Origin of the sequence: Streptomyces lacaronensis (assembly GCF_047337785.1) — a bacterium.
Taxonomy (GTDB): domain Bacteria; phylum Actinomycetota; class Actinomycetes; order Streptomycetales; family Streptomycetaceae; genus Streptomyces; species Streptomyces lycopersici.
Genome location: NZ_JBLHDK010000003.1, coordinates 8,663,468 through 8,679,949, shown reverse-complemented (window position 1 = coordinate 8,679,949; position 16,482 = coordinate 8,663,468). Strand labels below are relative to the sequence as shown.

At 74.4% G+C, this 16,482-nt stretch carries 14 protein-coding genes and 1 riboswitch; of the genes, 10 read left to right on the top strand and 4 right to left on the bottom strand.

Annotated features, from left to right (window positions below):
- Window positions 1–122 precede the first annotated feature (122 nt).
- Together ACMTAK_RS37380 and ACMTAK_RS37375 are read right to left on the bottom strand one after the other, a co-directional pair.
- Window positions 123–1,250 carry an alpha/beta hydrolase gene (locus ACMTAK_RS37380; RefSeq protein WP_413810250.1) on the bottom strand — a complete coding sequence of 376 codons (1,128 nt, stop codon included), beginning with the start codon at window positions 1,248–1,250 and terminating at the stop codon, window positions 123–125.
- A 144-nt stretch (window positions 1,251–1,394) separates the two neighbouring features.
- Window positions 1,395–2,081 (bottom strand): class II aldolase/adducin family protein, encoded by a 687-nt coding sequence (locus ACMTAK_RS37375; protein WP_413100517.1) that lies wholly within the window; start codon window positions 2,079–2,081, stop codon window positions 1,395–1,397.
- Between the two features lie 351 nt (window positions 2,082–2,432).
- Between ACMTAK_RS37375 and ACMTAK_RS37370 the strand changes: the two genes are divergently transcribed.
- The 10 genes from ACMTAK_RS37370 to cobC all read left to right on the top strand — a co-directional run bounded on the left by ACMTAK_RS37370 (window position 2,433) and on the right by cobC (window position 13,904).
- Window positions 2,433–3,689, top strand: coding sequence for an inorganic phosphate transporter (locus ACMTAK_RS37370; protein ID WP_413810249.1), 1,257 nt, complete (start codon window positions 2,433–2,435; stop codon window positions 3,687–3,689).
- A 13-nt stretch (window positions 3,690–3,702) separates the two neighbouring features.
- Entirely contained in the window at window positions 3,703–3,951 is a 249-nt protein-coding gene (locus tag ACMTAK_RS37365; protein WP_413810248.1) for a hypothetical protein, read from the top strand.
- A 159-nt stretch (window positions 3,952–4,110) separates the two neighbouring features.
- A riboswitch (cobalamin riboswitch) is annotated at window positions 4,111–4,328 on the top strand.
- Window positions 4,329–4,474: 146 nt separating this feature from the next.
- The gene (locus tag ACMTAK_RS37360) at window positions 4,475–5,458 is read left to right on the top strand and encodes a cobalamin biosynthesis protein (protein ID WP_413810247.1); all 984 of its coding nucleotides are present in this window, start codon (window positions 4,475–4,477) and stop codon (window positions 5,456–5,458) included.
- Window positions 5,455–7,059, top strand: coding sequence for a cobyric acid synthase (locus tag ACMTAK_RS37355; RefSeq protein WP_413810246.1), 1,605 nt, complete (start codon window positions 5,455–5,457; stop codon window positions 7,057–7,059). The genes ACMTAK_RS37360 and ACMTAK_RS37355 overlap by 4 nt, the downstream gene beginning before the upstream one ends.
- A gap of 58 nt (window positions 7,060–7,117) precedes the next feature.
- The gene (locus ACMTAK_RS37350) at window positions 7,118–9,286 is read left to right on the top strand and encodes a putative cobaltochelatase (protein WP_413810245.1); all 2,169 of its coding nucleotides are present in this window, start codon (window positions 7,118–7,120) and stop codon (window positions 9,284–9,286) included.
- Entirely contained in the window at window positions 9,286–9,882 is a 597-nt protein-coding gene (cobO, locus tag ACMTAK_RS37345; RefSeq protein ID WP_037949564.1) for a cob(I)yrinic acid a,c-diamide adenosyltransferase, read from the top strand. Before ACMTAK_RS37350 ends, cobO begins: the two co-directional genes overlap by 1 nt.
- A complete protein-coding gene (locus tag ACMTAK_RS37340; RefSeq protein WP_413810244.1) occupies window positions 9,876–11,327 on the top strand; it encodes a cobyrinate a,c-diamide synthase in 1,452 nt (483 codons plus the stop codon). The genes cobO and ACMTAK_RS37340 overlap by 7 nt, the downstream gene beginning before the upstream one ends.
- 19 nt (window positions 11,328–11,346) lie before the next feature.
- On the top strand, window positions 11,347–11,847 hold the full coding sequence (locus ACMTAK_RS37335) for a cobalamin biosynthesis protein (RefSeq protein WP_413810243.1): 501 nt from the start codon (window positions 11,347–11,349) through the stop codon (window positions 11,845–11,847).
- A gap of 70 nt (window positions 11,848–11,917) precedes the next feature.
- Window positions 11,918–12,754: a sirohydrochlorin chelatase gene (locus tag ACMTAK_RS37330; protein WP_413810242.1), complete on the top strand. Its 837-nt coding sequence runs from the start codon at window positions 11,918–11,920 to the stop codon at window positions 12,752–12,754.
- 31 nt (window positions 12,755–12,785) lie between these two features.
- Window positions 12,786–13,904, top strand: coding sequence for an Rv2231c family pyridoxal phosphate-dependent protein CobC (gene cobC, locus ACMTAK_RS37325; RefSeq protein WP_413813112.1), 1,119 nt, complete (start codon window positions 12,786–12,788; stop codon window positions 13,902–13,904).
- A 195-nt stretch (window positions 13,905–14,099) separates the two neighbouring features.
- On the opposite strand, the gene ACMTAK_RS37320 is transcribed toward cobC, so the two are convergent.
- Entirely contained in the window at window positions 14,100–14,999 is a 900-nt protein-coding gene (locus ACMTAK_RS37320) for an SCO1860 family LAETG-anchored protein (RefSeq protein WP_413810241.1), read from the bottom strand.
- 281 nt (window positions 15,000–15,280) lie between these two features.
- Complete coding sequence (locus ACMTAK_RS37315; RefSeq protein ID WP_413810240.1) at window positions 15,281–16,390, bottom strand: amidohydrolase family protein; 1,110 nt, start codon at window positions 16,388–16,390, stop codon at window positions 15,281–15,283.
- Window positions 16,391–16,482: the final 92 nt, after the last annotated feature.

Here is a 16,482-nt window from a genome sequence, read left to right as displayed (position 1 = left end):
ATCTTACGGACGCTTCCGCCGCCGCCCCGCGAACGCTTCCCGCGCCGCCCCGCACGCGCTTCCGCGATCGCCTTACGGGCGCTACAGGAGGCCGGACGGCGCGGGAGACCGCCTTACGGGCGCTACAGGAGCGGTATCAGAAAGCGCCGCAGCGCCTCCTCGTACGCCTTGGGGTCCGCGTTCCACATGGCCGCGTGCGGGGCCTGCCGCACCGTGTGAAGGGTCACCAGATCACGTCTGCGGTAGACGAGTTCGCGCGAGACGTACCAGGGCGCGAGGGTGTCGTCGGGGCCGTGGGCGACGAGCGTGGGCACGGACAGCCGCTCCGGGTCGGCCACCTCCGGGAGCCTGCTGTCGTGGAGTCCGGTGCGCCCCTCTGCGGCGCGCAGGGCGAGCGGGAGCAGCGGCGCGGGGATGCCGCGGGCCGCGGCGAGGGCGCGCAGGGTGGCCTGCCAGTCGAGCACCGGGGAGTCCAGGACGAGGCCGATGACGCGGTGCCGCAGCGCGGAGTTCGCGGCGGCGTGGAGGGCCATCGAGGCGCCGATGGACCAGCCGTGCAGCACCACCCCGGTCGCCCCGTAGGCCACCGCGTAGTGGATGGCCGCGTCCAGGTCGCGCCACTCGGTGTCGCCGAGGTGGGATATGCCGTCCTCGGAGCGCGGGGCGCCGGGGTCGCCGCGGTAGGCGAGGTCGAGCACCGGCACCCGCAGCTGCCGCAGGAAGGGCATGACGACCATGGGGTGCTCACGGGTGGTGCCGAGGCCATGGGTGGTGATCACCCATGTGGAGCGTTCACCGGGGATGAACCAGGCGGGCAGCGGACCGAGTTCGGCGGGCACGTCCACGTCGGCGTGGTCGATGCCGAGCGCGTCCCGTGGGTTGCCGATGTGCACCTGGGGCGTCAGCCGGACCCGGGTGCCGGGGGTGAGCTCGCCGTGGGTGACCCGCTCCAGGCGGCGCACGACGCAGTCGGCGGGGTGCGGGGCGTCCTCGATGACGGGGCCGACGACGGCGTGGCAGGAGCGGCCGGTGAGGCCGTAGGTGCCGGGGCGCAGCGAGCCGAGCGTGCGGGTCAGGGTGATCTGGCCGGCCGCGGTCGCGTGGACGGTCAGCGGCGCCTCGTTCGGCAGCGGACGGTCGGGGGCCGGTTTCAGCGCAGCGCTGGTGGCGTACCGTCCGGCCGCCACCGCGGCCACGCCGACACTCAGCAGGGTGGTGGCGGCCGCGACCGCCGTTGTTCGCAGACGCATCCCTCCCAGTGTGGTCGGGGAGGCGGCGCCAGGCCAGCGGGCGTGCCCGGCCGGGTGACCGTCCGGCCGGGGCCCGGGGCGGGGCCGAGGACGGGCCGGGGCCGGGACGGGCCGGGCGGGGGCCGGGGACGTGCCGGGGCGGGCTCAGCCCTTCTGGCCGTAGCCGCTCAGCTTCTCGGCGGCGCGCCGCATCTCGTCCGGCGGGATCAGGGAGGGGGTGCGGCCGGGGACGGAGACCGCGGTGAGCCAGACCCGGCACATCCATTCGAGCTGGGCGGTGCGGTCGTACGCCTGGTCCAGGGTGGCGCCGTGGACGACGGTGCCGTGGTTGCGCAGCAGACAGCCGCTGCGGTCGCGCAGCGCCTCGAGCATGGCGTCGGCCAGTTCGTCCGTGCCGTAGAGCGCGTAGGGCGCGACGCGGACCGGGCCGCCGAGGGCCGCGGTCATGTAGTGGATCGCGGGGAGCTCGTCGACGAGCGTGGAGACGGCCGTGGCGTGGACGGCGTGGGTGTGGACCACGGCCTCGGCGTCGGTCTCCCGGTAGACCGCCAGGTGCATGGGCAGCTCGCTGGTGGGCTTCAGCGTGCCGAGGACCTGCCGCCCGTCCAGATCGACGGCGACGGCGTCCCTGGGGCCGAGCCGGTCGTAAGGGACGCCGCTCGGGGTCACCAGGACGGTGTCGCCGACCCGGGCCGAGACATTGCCCGAGGTGCCGACGACCAGGCCGTCGGCGGTGGTCCTGCGGGCCGTACTCACCACCTGCGTCCATGCCTGCCGCAGGGGATGCGTCAGCCGCGGCTGCGGCTGCCGCGTGGATCGCGACTGGGTCACCTGCCCTCACCTCCGGGGCCCGATCCTTCCAGGCGGCCACCGGCCGCGCGGCGGCGGGACCGGAACGGGCACGGCGGGCGACTACGACCGTGCCTCGTGGGCACCCGACTCCGGGCGGTGAACGCAGAGGGGACGGCGGACGCCCGCGAGGCCGGTCCCGGGGCCTGCTCCGGCGGCCCTCGATCCCGGCTCAACTCCCATACGACATGGGAACGTAGGCTGGAATTCACCGGGCTTTAGCGACCCCGCAACCATGTCACCCTGACGCCCTGCTCAGTTCATCTCCCGTTCACCCTGTTTCCTTACGTTTCACCGTGCCACTAACGACCTTCGAACTGATTGACCGGGTGTATGGAACACATCACGCTTCTCATCGGGATCGTGATCGTCACGGCCTTGGTGTTCGACTTCACGAACGGCTTTCACGACACGGCTAACGCCATGGCCACCACCATCTCCACGGGAGCACTCGGGCCCAGGGTGGCGGTGGCGATGTCGGCCGTCCTCAATCTCGTCGGCGCGTTCCTGTCCGTGGAGGTGGCCAAGACCATCTCCGGTGGGATCATCGACGAGGGATCCGGTATCCAGCCAGAAGTGATCTTCGCGGGACTCGTCGGCGCGATCCTGTGGAACCTGGTGACGTGGCTCGCCGGACTCCCCTCCAGCTCCTCGCACGCCCTGTTCGGCGGTCTGATCGGCGCCACCGTGGTCTCCGTGGGCCTGGACGGGGTCAACGGCGACGCGATCGTCATGAAGGTCCTGATCCCCGCCGTCGCCGCGCCGATCGTGGCCGGCATCGCCACGCTGGCCGCCACCCGGCTGACCTACCGGCTCGGCCGCGACCGCTCCCCGGAGGACACCGCGAAGGGCTACCGCGCGGGGCAGATCGCCTCGGCCGCCCTGGTCTCCCTGGCCCACGGCACCAACGACGCCCAGAAGACGATGGGCGTGATCACCCTGGCGCTGGTCACCGGGAACGTGGTGGCGCCCGACTCCGACCCGCCGCTGTGGGTCATCGTCTCGGCGGGCCTGGCCATCGCGCTCGGCACCTACCTGGGCGGCTGGCGCATCATCCGCACCATGGGCAAGGGCATCACCGACATCCAGCCGCCGCAGGGCTTCGCCGCCCAGACCGGCGCCGCCACCGTCATCCTCGCCTCCTCCCACATCGGCTTCGCGCTCTCCACCACCCAGGTCTGCTCGGGCGCCGTGATGGGCGCGGGTGTCGGCCGTAAGGGCGCCGTGGTGCGCTGGTCGACCGCGGGCCGGATGGTGGTCGCCTGGGTGCTGACCCTGCCGGCCGCCGGTCTGGTGGCGGGCGCCGCCGCGCTCCTGGCCGACCAGGGGAACGCGGGAATCACGGCGGTGGCCGTGCTCGCCGTCCTGGCCTGCGGGGCGATCTGGATGCTGTCGCGCCGCAAGCCCGTGGACCACACCAACGTCAACGAGGTCGGCACCCAGGAGCCGGTGGGCGCCGTCACGGCCGCCCTGCGGTCCGTGGCCCCGCCGCCCGCCGGTGCGCCGAGCGCCGCCCCCGAGGACGGCACCTCGGAGAGCACGCCCGAGCAGTCCCCCACCCCCGCCGTCGCGAGCAGCACCACCCGCTAAGGAGCCAGGAAACATGAGCATCGACTGGGCGGCACTCGGTCAGGTCTTCGGCATCAGTCTCGCGGTGACGGTCGCCATGGTGGGCGTCTTCACCCTGGGCATCGTCGGCACCTCCCGTAAGGCGGCGCCGGAGCAGGGCCGCACGGCCGCCGTGCCCGGTGGCACGGTGGGCGCCTCCCCGCTCGCCCGCACCGGCGCGTACGCCTGCTTCGCGGTGTGCGCCGCGGTCGTGGTGTACGGCATCTACCTGATCGTCGCCTGATATCTGATCGTCGCCTGAGGACCCGCTTCCCCGAACGACCCACCGGCCGCCGGATGGTGGCGCTGACCAGCGCCGACCGTCCGGCGGCCGTCCTGTGAGGTGCGGTTGTCTGTGGGGCTCGGCACACTCGGGCGTCATGGGTCATATGCGAGTTGACGGCCATTCGCGGCCCATGGTGGACTTCCCGAGCCAAACGGCGGCAGGAGAGGAAGCCGGTGAGAATCCGGCGCGGTCCCGCCACTGTCACCGGGGAGCACCCTCCCATCGCCTGTATGGGGTCACGGCTCGTCCGTACGGTTCGTCGCGTACGCGGGGCTGGAAGACCGGGAGGGCCGCGGATCCGGGAGCCAGGAGACTCTCACCGCCGGTCACGTCGAACCAGGGCGCGGACCCTGAGTGAGGACATACCGCCATGCCCGGCATCGCCACGCCGCCAGCCCTCCCTGTCCGATTCGGCTCTTCCGGCCCCTCTGGCCCGTCTGGTTCCGCATCGCCGCGCCGAGGCGTGACGGCGGCCTGACGGATGCGTGCCGACCACGCCTCGTTCGCGTGCGGCGCGGCCCTCGGCTTCCTCGGCGACCTCGCCACGGGCGATCCGCGCCGCGGCCATCCGGTGGCCGCGTTCGGGCGCGCCGCCGCGGCCGCCGAGCGCCTGCTGTGGCGCGACCACCGGGGTTACGGGGCCCTGCACACCGCGTTGTGCGCGGGCGGCGCGGCCGCCGGTGCGGCGCTGCTGACCCGCGCTGTACGGGGCCTTGACGGCCGCCGTGGCGCGGAGGTCGCGCTGACCGCCGCCGCCACCTGGGCCGTGCTGGGCGGCACGAGCCTGGGCCGTGAGGCACGGGCCGTCGGCGGAGCGCTGGCCGCCGGGGACCTCGATGTCGCCCGGGAGCGGCTGCCGCATCTGTGCGGCCGCGATCCGCAGGCGCTGGACGGGCCGCAGATCGCCCGCGCGGTCGTCGAATCGGTCGCCGAGAACACCTCCGACGCGGTCGTGGGCGCGCTGATGTGGGGCGCCGTGGGCGGCGTGCCGGGGCTCATAGGTTTCCGCGCCGTCAACACCCTGGACGCCATGGTGGGCCACAAGTCGCCGCGCTACCGGCGGTTCGGCTGGTCGGCGGCCCGGCTGGACGATGTGGCCGGCTGGCCCGGTGCACGCCTTACGGCGGCCCTGGCGACCCTCGCGGGCCCCGATCCGCGCGGTGCGTGGCGCGCCTGGCGGCGCGACGGCCGACGCCATCCGAGCCCCAACGCGGGCCCCGTGGAGGCGTCCTTCGCGGGTGCGCTCGGCGTCCGGCTGGGCGGCACCCTCGCGTACGGCGGCCGGGTCGAACACCGGCCGGTGCTCAACTCCGGCGGGCGGCCGGTGGAGTCGGCCGACATCGAGCGGGCGATACGGCTGTCGCGGCGCGTCGGCGTCCTGGCGCTCGGGGTGTCCATGGCGGCCCGGCCGGTCCTGCGGGCGTTGACGAGGCGGCTCCGGGCCTTGGGAAGGGGCGGCGGATGAGCGGGATACGCGGTAAGGGCGGCACGGACGGTTCCGGGGCGCGCGGCGGGGGGCTGCTCGTCGCGGGCACGACCTCCGACGCGGGCAAAAGCGTGGTGACGGCCGGGATCTGCCGGTGGCTCGCCCGTAAGGGCGTCAGCGTGGCGCCCTTCAAGGCGCAGAACATGTCGCTCAACTCCTTCGTCACGCGGGAGGGGGCGGAGATCGGGCGGGCCCAGGCCATGCAGGCCGCCGCCGCGCGCGTCGAGCCGAGCGCGCTGATGAACCCGGTCCTGCTGAAGCCTGGCAGCGACCGCAGCAGCCAAGTGGTGCTGCTGGGCAGGCCGGTGGGCGAGCTGAGCGCGCGCGGGTACTTCGGCGGGCCCGGAGCCCCCTCGCCGGGCGAAAGGCTCTCCGCGGGGCGTGAGGCGCTGCTGGGGACCGTCACGGAGTGCCTGGAGGAGCTGCGGAGCGCCCATGACGCGGTGATCTGCGAGGGCGCGGGCAGCCCGGCCGAGATCAATCTGCGCCGCACCGACATCGTCAACATGGGGCTGGCGCGCGCCGCCGGGCTTCCGGTCGTGGTGGTCGGGGACATCGACCGCGGTGGCGTCTTCGCGTCCTTCTTCGGCACGACCGCGCTGCTGTCGGCGGCGGACCAACGGCATGTGGCCGCCTACTTGGTGAACAAGTTCCGCGGCGATGTGAGCCTCCTGGAGCCCGGTCTCGAGATGCTGCGCGACCTCACCGGGCGCCCGACCGTCGGGGTACTCCCGTTCGCCCACGGGCTGGGCATCGACGAGGAGGACGGGCTGCGGGTGTCGCTGCGCGGCGCGGTGCGGGAGAGCGTCGTGGCGCCCCCTTACGGCGCGGATGTCCTGCGGATAGCGGTGGCCGCCGTGCCGCTGATGTCCAACTTCACGGACGTGGACGCGCTGGCGGCGGAGCCGGGCGTGATCGTGCGGTTCGTGGACCGGCCCGAGGAGCTGGCCGACGCCGATCTGGTGGTGCTGCCGGGCACCCGGGGCACCGTAAGGGCGCTGGAGTGGCTGCGTGAGCGCGGGCTGGCCGACGCGATCGCCCGGCGGGCCGCCGAGGGCCGTCCGGTGCTGGGCGTCTGCGGCGGCTTCCAGGCGCTCGGGGAGCGCATCGAGGACGAGGTCGAGTCGAAGGCCGGAACGGTCGCCGGGCTCGGGCTGCTGCCGGTGCGGGTGCGGTTCGCGACCGAGAAGACCCTGGCCCGGCCGGTGGGCGAGGCGCTCGGCGAGCGGGTGGAGGGCTACGAGATCCACCACGGGGTCGCCGAGCTGCTGGACGGGGCCGAGGAGCCCTTCCTGGACGGCTGCCGGGTGGGCTCGGTGTGGGGCACGCACTGGCACGGCTCGCTGGAGAGCGACGGCTTCCGGCGGGCGTTTCTGCGGCGGGTGGCCGCCGCGGCGGGCCGGGCGTTCGTCCCCGCGCCGGACACCCGCTTCGGCGAGCTGCGCGAGGAGCAGCTCGACCGCCTCGGCGACCTGATCGAGGAGCACGCCGACACGGACGCGCTGCTGCGGCTCATCGAGGAGGGCGTCCCGGAGGGCCTGCCGTTCGTCCCTCCGGGGGTGCCAGGGGGGACGACATGACGAACCCCCGCCCCCACTCCCGACCGCTGTGTCCACGCACCCCAGGAGGTATCACCGAGTGACCACCACCTATCCCTTCAGCGCGATCGTCGGCATGGACGGCCTGCGGCTCGCCCTGCTTCTCAACGCCGTCTCCCCAGCCGTGGGCGGCGTCCTGGTGCGCGGCGAGAAGGGCACGGCCAAGAGCACCGCCGTAAGAGCGATCGCCTCGCTGCTGCCCGAGGTGGACGTGGTGGCCGGCTGCCGGTTCTCCTGCGATCCGGCCGCGCCCGACCCGTCCTGCCCGGACGGGCCCCATGAGCCGGGCACGGGCGAGGCACGTCCCGCGCGGATGGTCGAACTGCCCGTGGGCGCCTCCGAGGACCGGCTGGTGGGCGCGCTCGACATCGAGCGGGCGCTGTCGGACGGCGTGAAGGCCTTCGAGCCCGGGCTGCTCGCGGACGCCCACCGCGGGGTGCTCTACGTCGACGAGGTCAATCTGCTGCACGACCACCTGATCGACCTGCTGCTCGACGCGGCCGCCATGGGCGCCTCCTACGTGGAGCGCGAGGGGGTGTCCGTACGGCACGCGGCGCGCTTCCTGCTGGTGGGCACCATGAACCCCGAAGAGGGCGAGCTGCGGCCGCAGTTGCTGGACCGCTTCGGTCTCACGGTGGAGGTCGCGGCGTCCCGCGACACCGGGGAGCGGGTCGAGGTGGTGCGGCGGCGGCTGGCGTACGACGAGGACCCCGAGGGGTTCGCGGCGCGCTGGGCGGCGGACGAGGAGGCCCTGCGGGAGCGCATCGCGGCGGCACGCGCCCTGCTGCCACGGGTGGCTCTCGGCGACCGCGCGCTGCGGCAGATCGCGGCGGTGTGCGCCGGGTTCGAGGTGGACGGGATGCGCGCGGACATCGTGACGGCCCGTACGGCGACCGCGCTGGCCGCCTGGGCGGGGCGCACCGATGTCCGGACCGAGGACGTGCGGGGGGCCGCACTGCTGTCGCTCCCCCACCGCCGACGGCGGGCGCCGTTCGACGCGCCGGGGCTGGATGAGGAGAAACTGGACGAAATCCTGCGGCGGTTCGAGGAGGACGACCCGGATCCGGATCCGGATCCGGATCCGGACTCGGACTCGGACTCGGACCCGGGTCCCGGGGACGGGCCGGGCGGCTCCGGGACAGATGACGCGGGCGGCCGGGAAGGCGGACCGCGGGAGGGCGCGGGTGATGGGGCGTGCGAGCAGGCGCCGCCCGCCGAACCCGAGCCGTCCGTCCCCGACCAGCGCACGGGCGAGCACGAGACGGCCGACCGCGAGTCCGACTCCGCCCCGGCCGACCGCGACGGTGGGGCGGGCGAAGCGGACGGCGGTGCGGGCGGGGCCGGAGGGGAGCGGGCGGCCGTGGGCGCCGCCGAACCGTTCCGGACCCGGCGGCTCGACGTCCCCGGCCTGGGCGAGGGTGCGGCAGGGCGTCGCTCGCGCGCCCGCAGCGCGCACGGCCGCACCACCGGAGCGCGCCGTCCGCGGGGCACGCTCGCCGCGCTGCATCTGTCGGCGACCGTCCGGGCGGCCGCCCCGCATCAGCTGGCGCGCGGCCGGCGCGGGCCCGGGCTGCTGGTGCGCCGGGACGATCTGCGCGAGGCGGTGCGCGAGGGCCGGGAGGGCAACCTCGTCCTGTTCGTGGTGGACGCGTCGGGCTCGATGGCCGCGCGGAAGCGGATGAGCGCGATCAAGGGCGCGGTGCTGTCGCTGCTGCTCGACGCCTACCAGCGGCGGGACAAGGTCGGGCTGATCACCTTCCGGGGCGCGGACGCCGAGCTGGCGCTGCCGCCCACCTCGTCGGTGGACACGGCCGCCACCCGGCTGGAGCGGCTGCCGACGGGCGGCCGTACGCCGCTGGCGGCCGGGCTGTTGAAGGCCCGGGAGGTACTGCGGGTGGAGCGGCTGCGGGATCCCGCACGCCGTCCGCTGCTGGTCGTGGTGACCGACGGGCGGGCCACGGAGGCGCGGCGTTCCGGCAGGCCCACGCCGGTCGAACGGGCCGGGCGCGCGGCGCGGATGCTCGCGGGCGACGGGGTCGCCTCGGTGGTCGTGGACTGCGAGTCGGGGCCGGTGCGGCTGGGGCTCGCGGGCGCGCTCGCCCGCGAACTGCGGGGCACACCGGTCACACTCGACGAGCTGCGCGCGGACAGCGTGACCGCGCTGGTGCGCGATGTACGAACCGTTTCGAACCCCCGGAGGGCCGCCTGATGCCGCAAGGACAACCGACCGTCGTGCCGGACGACGGGCTGACCACCCGCCAGCGCCGCAACCGTCCGCTGGTGCTCGTCCACACCGGTCAGGGCAAGGGCAAGTCGACCGCGGCGTTCGGGCTGGCGCTGCGGGCGTGGAACCAAAACTGGCCGGTCGGTGTATTCCAATTTGTAAAGTCCGCGAAATGGCGGGTCGGTGAGGAGCGTGCGCTGCGCGTCCTCGGCGACTCGGGTGAAGGGGGGACCGTCGCATGGCACAAGATGGGCGAGGGCTGGTCATGGGTCCAGCGCGACATGGCTTCCAGCGAGGAGGCCGCACGCGAGGGCTGGGAGCAGGTCAAGCGCGATCTCGCGGCGGAGACATACCGGCTCTATGTGCTGGACGAGTTCGCGTATCCGATGCACTGGGGCTGGGTGGACCCCGACGAGGTGGTGGCGGTGCTGCGGGACCGGCCCGGGACGCAGCACGTCGTCATCACGGGGCGTAACGCGCCGGCGCAGCTTCTGGACTTCGCCGACCTGGTCACCGACATGTCCAAGGTCAAGCATCCGATGGACGCCGGTCAGAAGGGCCAGCGAGGCATCGAGTGGTGAGTGTCCCGCGCCTGGTGATCGCGGCGCCTGCCTCCGGCAGCGGGAAGACGACGGTCACGGCGGGGCTGATGGCCGCCTTCGCGGAGCGCGGTCTGGATGTGTCCCCGCACAAGGTCGGCCCGGACTACATCGACCCTGGCTATCACGCGCTCGCGATCTCCTCGGCCGCCTCTTCGGGCGCCTCGGGGGCGGGCCGGTCGCGGATGGGGGACGCGCGCCCGGGCCGGAATCTGGACGCCTATCTGTGCGGTCCGGACCGGATCGCGCCGCTGTTCCTGCACGGGGCGGCGGGCTGCGATCTGGCCCTGGTCGAGGGGGTGATGGGCCTGTTCGACGGGGCGGCCGGGCAGGGCGAGCTGGCCTCGACGGCGCATGTGGCCAAGCTGCTGCGGGCGCCGGTGGTGCTGGTGGTGGACGCGTCGTCGCAGTCGCGTTCGGTGGCAGCGCTGGTGCATGGCTTCGCCTCCTGGGACCCCGGGGTGCGGGTCGCGGGGGTGATCCTCAACAAGGTCGCTTCGGACCGTCACGAGGCGATGCTGCGCGAGGCGCTGGAAGGGTGCGGGGTGCCGGTGTTCGGCGCGCTGCGCCGGACGCGGGCGGTGCGGGCCCCGAGCCGCCATCTGGGTCTGGTGCCGGTGGCCGAGCGCCATGCGGAGGCGGTCGATTCGGCGGCCGCGCTGGCCGCCCGGGTGCGGGAGGGCTGCGATCTCGACGGGCTGCTGGCGCTGGCGCGCAGCGCCCCGCCGCTGTCCGGCCGGGCCTGGGATCCGGAGGAGGAGATACACCGGGCGATGGACGCGGTCCCCGGTGCCGGGGTCCGGGGCGGCCGGGCGGCGCGGCCGGTGGTCGCCGTGGCGGGCGGGGCCGCGTTCACTTTCTCGTACGCGGAGCACGCCGAGCTGCTCACGGCCGCCGGGGCGCGGGTCGTCCCCTTCGACCCGCTGCGGGACGAGCGCCTCCCCGAGGGCACCGGCGGTCTGGTGATCGGCGGCGGCTTCCCGGAGGTCTACGCCCCCGAGCTGTCCGCGAACGAGCCGCTGCGCACCGCCGTCGCCGGGCTCGCCGCTTCCGGCGCGCCCATCGCCGCCGAATGTGCCGGACTGCTGTATCTGGCGCATTCGCTGGACGGGGAGCCGATGTGCGGGGTGCTGGCCGCGAAGGCACGGATGTCGGAACGTCTGACGCTGGGCTACCGTGAGGCCGTGGCCGTCTCCGACACCTCACTCGCCGCCGCGGGGACACGGGTGCGCGGCCATGAGTTCCACCGCACCACCATCGTGCCCGGAGCGGGGCCGGAGCCCGCCTGGGGCCTCGTCCACCCGGAGCGTCGTACCGAAGGGTTCGCACAGGGAGATGTGCATGCCTCCTATCTGCATGTGCACTGGGCCTCGGTCCCAGGGGCGGCGGCCCGGTTCGTCGACAGATGTGCGCCCCCTGCCGGTTGAGCCGAGGCGGTGAGCTGACGTGGAGGTGATCGGCCGGGGCACGGCGTCTCCCCCGCCCGCGGCACCGCTTGTCGTCGGGGTCGGCGCCGGCCGGGGCGTATCCGCCGACGAGGTGCTCGGGCTGGTCGAGGTCACCCTGGCGGAGGCGGGCCTTTCCCCGCGTGGCGTCACCGAGTTGGCCACGGTCGAGGCCAAGGCCGAGGAGGCCGGGCTGCTGACGGCGGCCGAACGGCTGGGGGTGCCGCTGTGCGGGTACCCCGCGGAGGCGCTGGCCGCGGTGGAGGTGCCGAACCCGTCCACGGCACCGCTCGCCGCAGTGGGCACGACCGGGGTCGCCGAGGCGGCCGCGCTGCTGGCCGCCGGCCCGGGGGGCCAACTGCTCGTCGCCAAGCGGAAGTCCACGCCACACGACCGCCCCGGGAAGGCCACCTGCGCCGTCGCTCGCCGCCCGGCGGCGGTCAAATCCGGGCAGGGCGGGCAGCGAAGACCTGCCGTCGACCGCCCCGACGCAGGTCAGTAACGTCTCGGGGCGGAGCAGCCCGCCCCCCCGCCGACCGTGACACCCGCACCACCTGCACCAAGGAGACCTCGTGACGACCCCGCCCGCCCTGCTCATCGCAGGCATCGGCACGCGAGACGAAAGGCATGCCGCCGCCTTCCAGGCATTCGTCAGGGAGTTGGCCGCACGCCACCCGGACCTGCCCGTGGCGGGTGGCCTCACCGGACCGGGCAGCCACCCGCTGTCCGACGCGGTCACCCGGCTCGTCGGGGAAGGGGTGACCCGCTTCGCGGTCGTCCCGATGACGCTGATCCCGGCGGCTCCCCCGAGAGACGGCATCGCCGCCGCGCTGGCCCAGGAGGCGGAGCGGCACGCCGACGCCTCGTTCGCCTCCGCCCGGCCGCTCGGCCCGCACCGCACTCTGCTGAGCCTGCTGGAGCGGCGGCTCGACGAGGCGCTGGGCAATCGGCCCCGGCTGCCCTCGGACCGCGCGGAGACGACCGTGCTGCTGGTGGGCGACGGTTCGCCGCTCCCCGAGGCCAACGCCGAGGTGCACCGCGCGGCCCGGCTGCTGTGGGAGGGCCGTGGCTTCGCGGGCGTCGAGGTGGCCTTCGCCTCGCTCGCCGCCCCGGACGTGGCCTCCGGCCTGGACCGCTGCGCCAAGCTGGGGGCGCGGCGGGTCGTGGTGCTGCCGTACTTCCTGTTCGAGGGTGACGCCCTGGAGCGGGTGCGGCAGCAGGCGGAGGGCTGGGGGCTCGCCTACCCCGAGGTCGAGGTGGTCTCGGCCGATGTCATCGGCCCGGCGCGGGAGTTGGCCGACCTGGTGATGGATCGCTATGAGGAGGTGGCCGACACCAGCGAGCGCGCCGGGTTCAGCGATGAGGCCCATGCCTTCGCGCATCCGGATGCCCACGCCGATGTCCCCTGAGCCGTCGGCGATGGCCGCCGAGCCGTCGGCGATGGCCGCGACTGACGCATTGGCGGACCTGCCCGCCGAAGGGTCCGCCGCCGATGGCGTGACCGCCGGGTTCGATCTGCGGCATCACGGGGACGCGGAGGTGCGGGGTGCCGATGCCGCCCTGACGGACCTCGCGGTCAACGTCCGGGCCGGTACGCCTCCGGACTGGCTCAAGGCCCATATCGCCGCGTCCCTCGACGGGCTGGCCGCCTATCCGGACGGACGGGTGGGGCGGGAGGCGGTCGCCGCGCGCCATGGGCTTCCGGTCGGCAGGGTGCTGCTGACGGCGGGCGCCGCGGAGGCGTTCGTCCTGCTCGCCCGCGCCATACCGGCCCGACGGCCGGTGGTGGTGCATCCGCAGTTCACCGAGCCGGAGGCGGCGCTGCGGGACGCGGGGCACACGGTGGAGCGCGTGCTCCTCGATGAGCGGGACGGCTTCCGGCTGGGCCCGACGGCTGTACCGGAGGACGCCGATCTGGTGGTGATCGGCAACCCCACCAACCCCACGTCCGTGCTGCACCCGGCCGTTGCCCTGGCCGGGCTCGCCCGGCCGGGGCGGACGCTGGTGGTGGACGAGGCGTTCATGGACGCCGTCCCGGGTGAGTCGGAGTCCCTGGCTGCCCGCACCGATGTGCCGGGGCTGGTGGTGCTGCGCAGCCTCACCAAGACCTGGGGCCTGGCGGGGCTGCGGATCGGCTATGTACTGGCGGAGCCGGACACCGTCACGGCGCTGGAGCGGGTCCAGCCGCTGTGGCCGGTGTCCAGCCCGGCCCTGGCGGCGGCCGAGGCGTGCTGCACCCCGTCCGCCCTCACCGAGGCGGCCCGGGCCGCCGACCGTACGGCCGCCGACCGGGCCCATCTGGCCGATCGGCTGGCCGAGTTGGCGGAGTCGGCCGAAGTGCGGGTGTGCGGCCCGGCGGCCGGGCCGTTTCTGCTGATCCATGTGCCGGGCGCGGCGGCGATCCGCACCCGGTTGCGGGAGCTGGGCTTCGCCGTCCGCCGCGGTGACACGTTCCCGGGCCTCGGCCCGGACTGGCTCCGGCTCGCCGTCCGCGACCGCGCCACGACGGATCGCTTCGTCATCGCCTTGACGAAGGCGATAGCGGACACGGCCGCCTGACCGCGCCGCCCGACCGCGCCCCGCGCGACGCGGGGCGCGGGGCGCGGAGCGCGGTCAACTACGGCTCGCCCGGGCCTCCGTGAACGGGCCCCGCGCCCGCGCACACCCATGCGCGCAACCGCCCCGCCACCGGCACCCGCCCCGGCACCGGCACCCGCGCCGGGTGGCGCGGGTGGCGGGCCCGACGAACCGGCGTCAGGCGGCGTCGCCGCGAGTGGCGGCGGCTCGGCGGCGGCGGGCCAGAACGACGGCGCCACCGCCCACGGCGAGCAGGAGGGCGCCACCGGCCACCAGGTACGGCGTGGCCGAGCTGCCGCCGGTCTCGGCCAAGTGCTCCGGCTTGGGCTCCGGCTTGGTCTGGGAGCCCACGCTCGGGCTGGGCTCGACCGCCGCGGCCACGGGCGACTCACAGGTCGCCCGTGCGAGGGTGACCTGCCCCTCGACCTCCGAGACGTTCAGCTTGAGCGGGTTCACGGAGACCTTCAGGTTGAGGGCCGTGGCCGCCGCCGTGCGTGAGGTGGTGGCCGTCCGCGACAGGTCGAGCCGGACCTGGCCGAGCGACGGCACATCGACCGTGGTGGTGCCGCTCGTGCGCAGGGTGACCTTCTGACCCAGCACGCTGACGCTGCCGAGCAGGTTGGAGTGGGCGGTCGGCCGCTTCCCGACGGCGCACACCGCCTTCGAGGTCACCTGCTCGACCGTGATCAGCGGCACCGCGGCCAGGCCCGGGACACGCACCTGGGCGTTGACGAGGTTGGAGTACCCCTCGGCGCGCTGCTTGTCCGCGGTGGCCCGGGCGGTGGCCACATCGGCCCGCAGGACATTGAACGGCCGGCCCCCGTCCACGCCGTCCAGGGTCGCGCTGAGCGCCGTCTTACTGGCGGTCGCGGGCGCGTGCACATCGTTCAGCACGACCGAGAGCGGAGCGCTGACGGTCTTGTTGAGCAGGGAGACATCGAGATCGGTGCGGAGCACGACCGCACCCGCCTTACCGGTGGTCGCACCGGTGTCGGCCTGCGCGGTCGTCGCGGGCAGCAGGCCCAGGACGGAGACCGCGGCAGCGGCAGTGGCGGCCGCCAGACGGCGGGTGGGCATGCCGAAGTAGGTGTTACTTGAACAGGACACGTGAGTTGACCCCCACAGGAGACATGGAGCCGCCGGCGCCTGCCGCGGGGGACTCCACGGGCGCCGACGGCCTCGACCACGCCATATTTGCGCACCGAGGGTAAACAGGCAGACACATGATGTCCGTTCATCCCAAAGGGTGTGGTTCGCCGCCCAGTTCGAACCACGTTCCCTTCCGGCACCCCTCGCCCCACCTGTCCCCCACTCGTCCCCCACCCGTCGCCCCGCCCGTATCAGCCCCCGGCGCCGCGTCAGCCGACGACCCGCCCCCGCAGCACCACCCGCCGCGGCGTCGTCAGCACCCGCACATCGGCGCGCGGGTCCGCGTCGTAGACGACGAGATCGGCGGAGGCGCCCTCGGTGAGTCCCGGCCGCCCGAGCCATTCCCGCGCTCCCCAGGTCGCCGCCGAGAGCGCGTCGCGGACCGGGATGCCCGCCTTCACCAGCTCGGCGACCTCCTGCCCGACCAGTCCATGGGCCAGGCCACCGCCCGCGTCCGTGCCGGTGTAGATCGGGATGCCCGCGTCGTAGGCCGCCCGCACCGTCTCGTAGCGGCGTGCGTGCAGCCGCCGCATATGGTCGGCCCAGCGCGGGAACCTCGCCTCGCCGCCCAGCGCCAGCCGGGGAAAGGTGGCGATGTTGACCAGGGTCGGCACGATCGCCACGCCCCGCTCGGCGAACAGCGGGATGGTCTCCTCGGTGAGCCCGGTGGCGTGCTCGATACAGTCGATCCCCGCCTCGACCAGCGGGGCCAGGCTCTCCTCGGCGAAACAGTGCGCCGTGACCCGCGCGCCCAGCCGGTGCGCCTCCGCGATGGCCTCCTCGACCGCGCCGCGCGGCCAGCAGGACCCCAGGTCGCCGGTCTCCCGGTCGATCCAGTCGCCGACCAGCTTGACCCAGCCGTCGCCGCGCCGCGCCTCCGCGGCCACATAGGCGACCAGGTCCTCGGGCTCGATCTCATGCGCGTAGTTGCGGATGTAGCGCTTGGTACGGGCGATATGGCGGCCGGCCCGGATGATGCGGGGCAGGTCCTCACGGTCGTCGATCCAGCGGGTGTCGGTCGGCGATCCGGCGTCCCGCAGCAGCAGCGCCCCGGCGTCCCGGTCGGTCAACGCCTGTTTCTCGCTCGTCGAGTCGTCCACCGCCCCATGGGCGTCGAGTCCGACATGGCAGTGGGCGTCGACGAGGCCGGGCAGCGCCCAGCCCTCGACCAGCCGGATGTCCCTGGCACCGGACGGCCGCTCGAAGGTGATCCTGCCGTCGACCACCCACAGCTCGTCCCGTACGTCCCCGGCAGCGTCGCCGGTGTCCGGTCCGACCAGGACCCGGCCCTTGATGTGGAGCACCGCGCTATCCCTCATGCAACGCACTGTACGAGACCGGGGCAGGGCGCTGACCGGCCAATTCCCATCAGCGGGAACGGCGCCACTCGAACAACACGCAGAGCGCTGCT

Coding starts and splice junctions, on each gene's coding strand:
- ACMTAK_RS37360 (WP_413810247.1), top strand. CDS start 4,475: ATGCGTGCCGACCACGCCTCGTTCGCGTGCGGCGCGGCCCTCGGCTTC.
- ACMTAK_RS37380 (WP_413810250.1), bottom strand. CDS start 1,250: ATGCGTCTGCGAACAACGGCGGTCGCGGCCGCCACCACCCTGCTGAGT.
- ACMTAK_RS37320 (WP_413810241.1), bottom strand. CDS start 14,999: ATGCCCACCCGCCGTCTGGCGGCCGCCACTGCCGCTGCCGCGGTCTCC.
- cobO (WP_037949564.1), top strand. CDS start 9,286: ATGCCGCAAGGACAACCGACCGTCGTGCCGGACGACGGGCTGACCACC.
- ACMTAK_RS37370 (WP_413810249.1), top strand. CDS start 2,433: ATGGAACACATCACGCTTCTCATCGGGATCGTGATCGTCACGGCCTTG.
- ACMTAK_RS37315 (WP_413810240.1), bottom strand. CDS start 16,390: ATGAGGGATAGCGCGGTGCTCCACATCAAGGGCCGGGTCCTGGTCGGA.
- cobC (WP_413813112.1), top strand. CDS start 12,786: ATGGCCGCGACTGACGCATTGGCGGACCTGCCCGCCGAAGGGTCCGCC.
- ACMTAK_RS37365 (WP_413810248.1), top strand. CDS start 3,703: ATGAGCATCGACTGGGCGGCACTCGGTCAGGTCTTCGGCATCAGTCTC.
- ACMTAK_RS37355 (WP_413810246.1), top strand. CDS start 5,455: ATGAGCGGGATACGCGGTAAGGGCGGCACGGACGGTTCCGGGGCGCGC.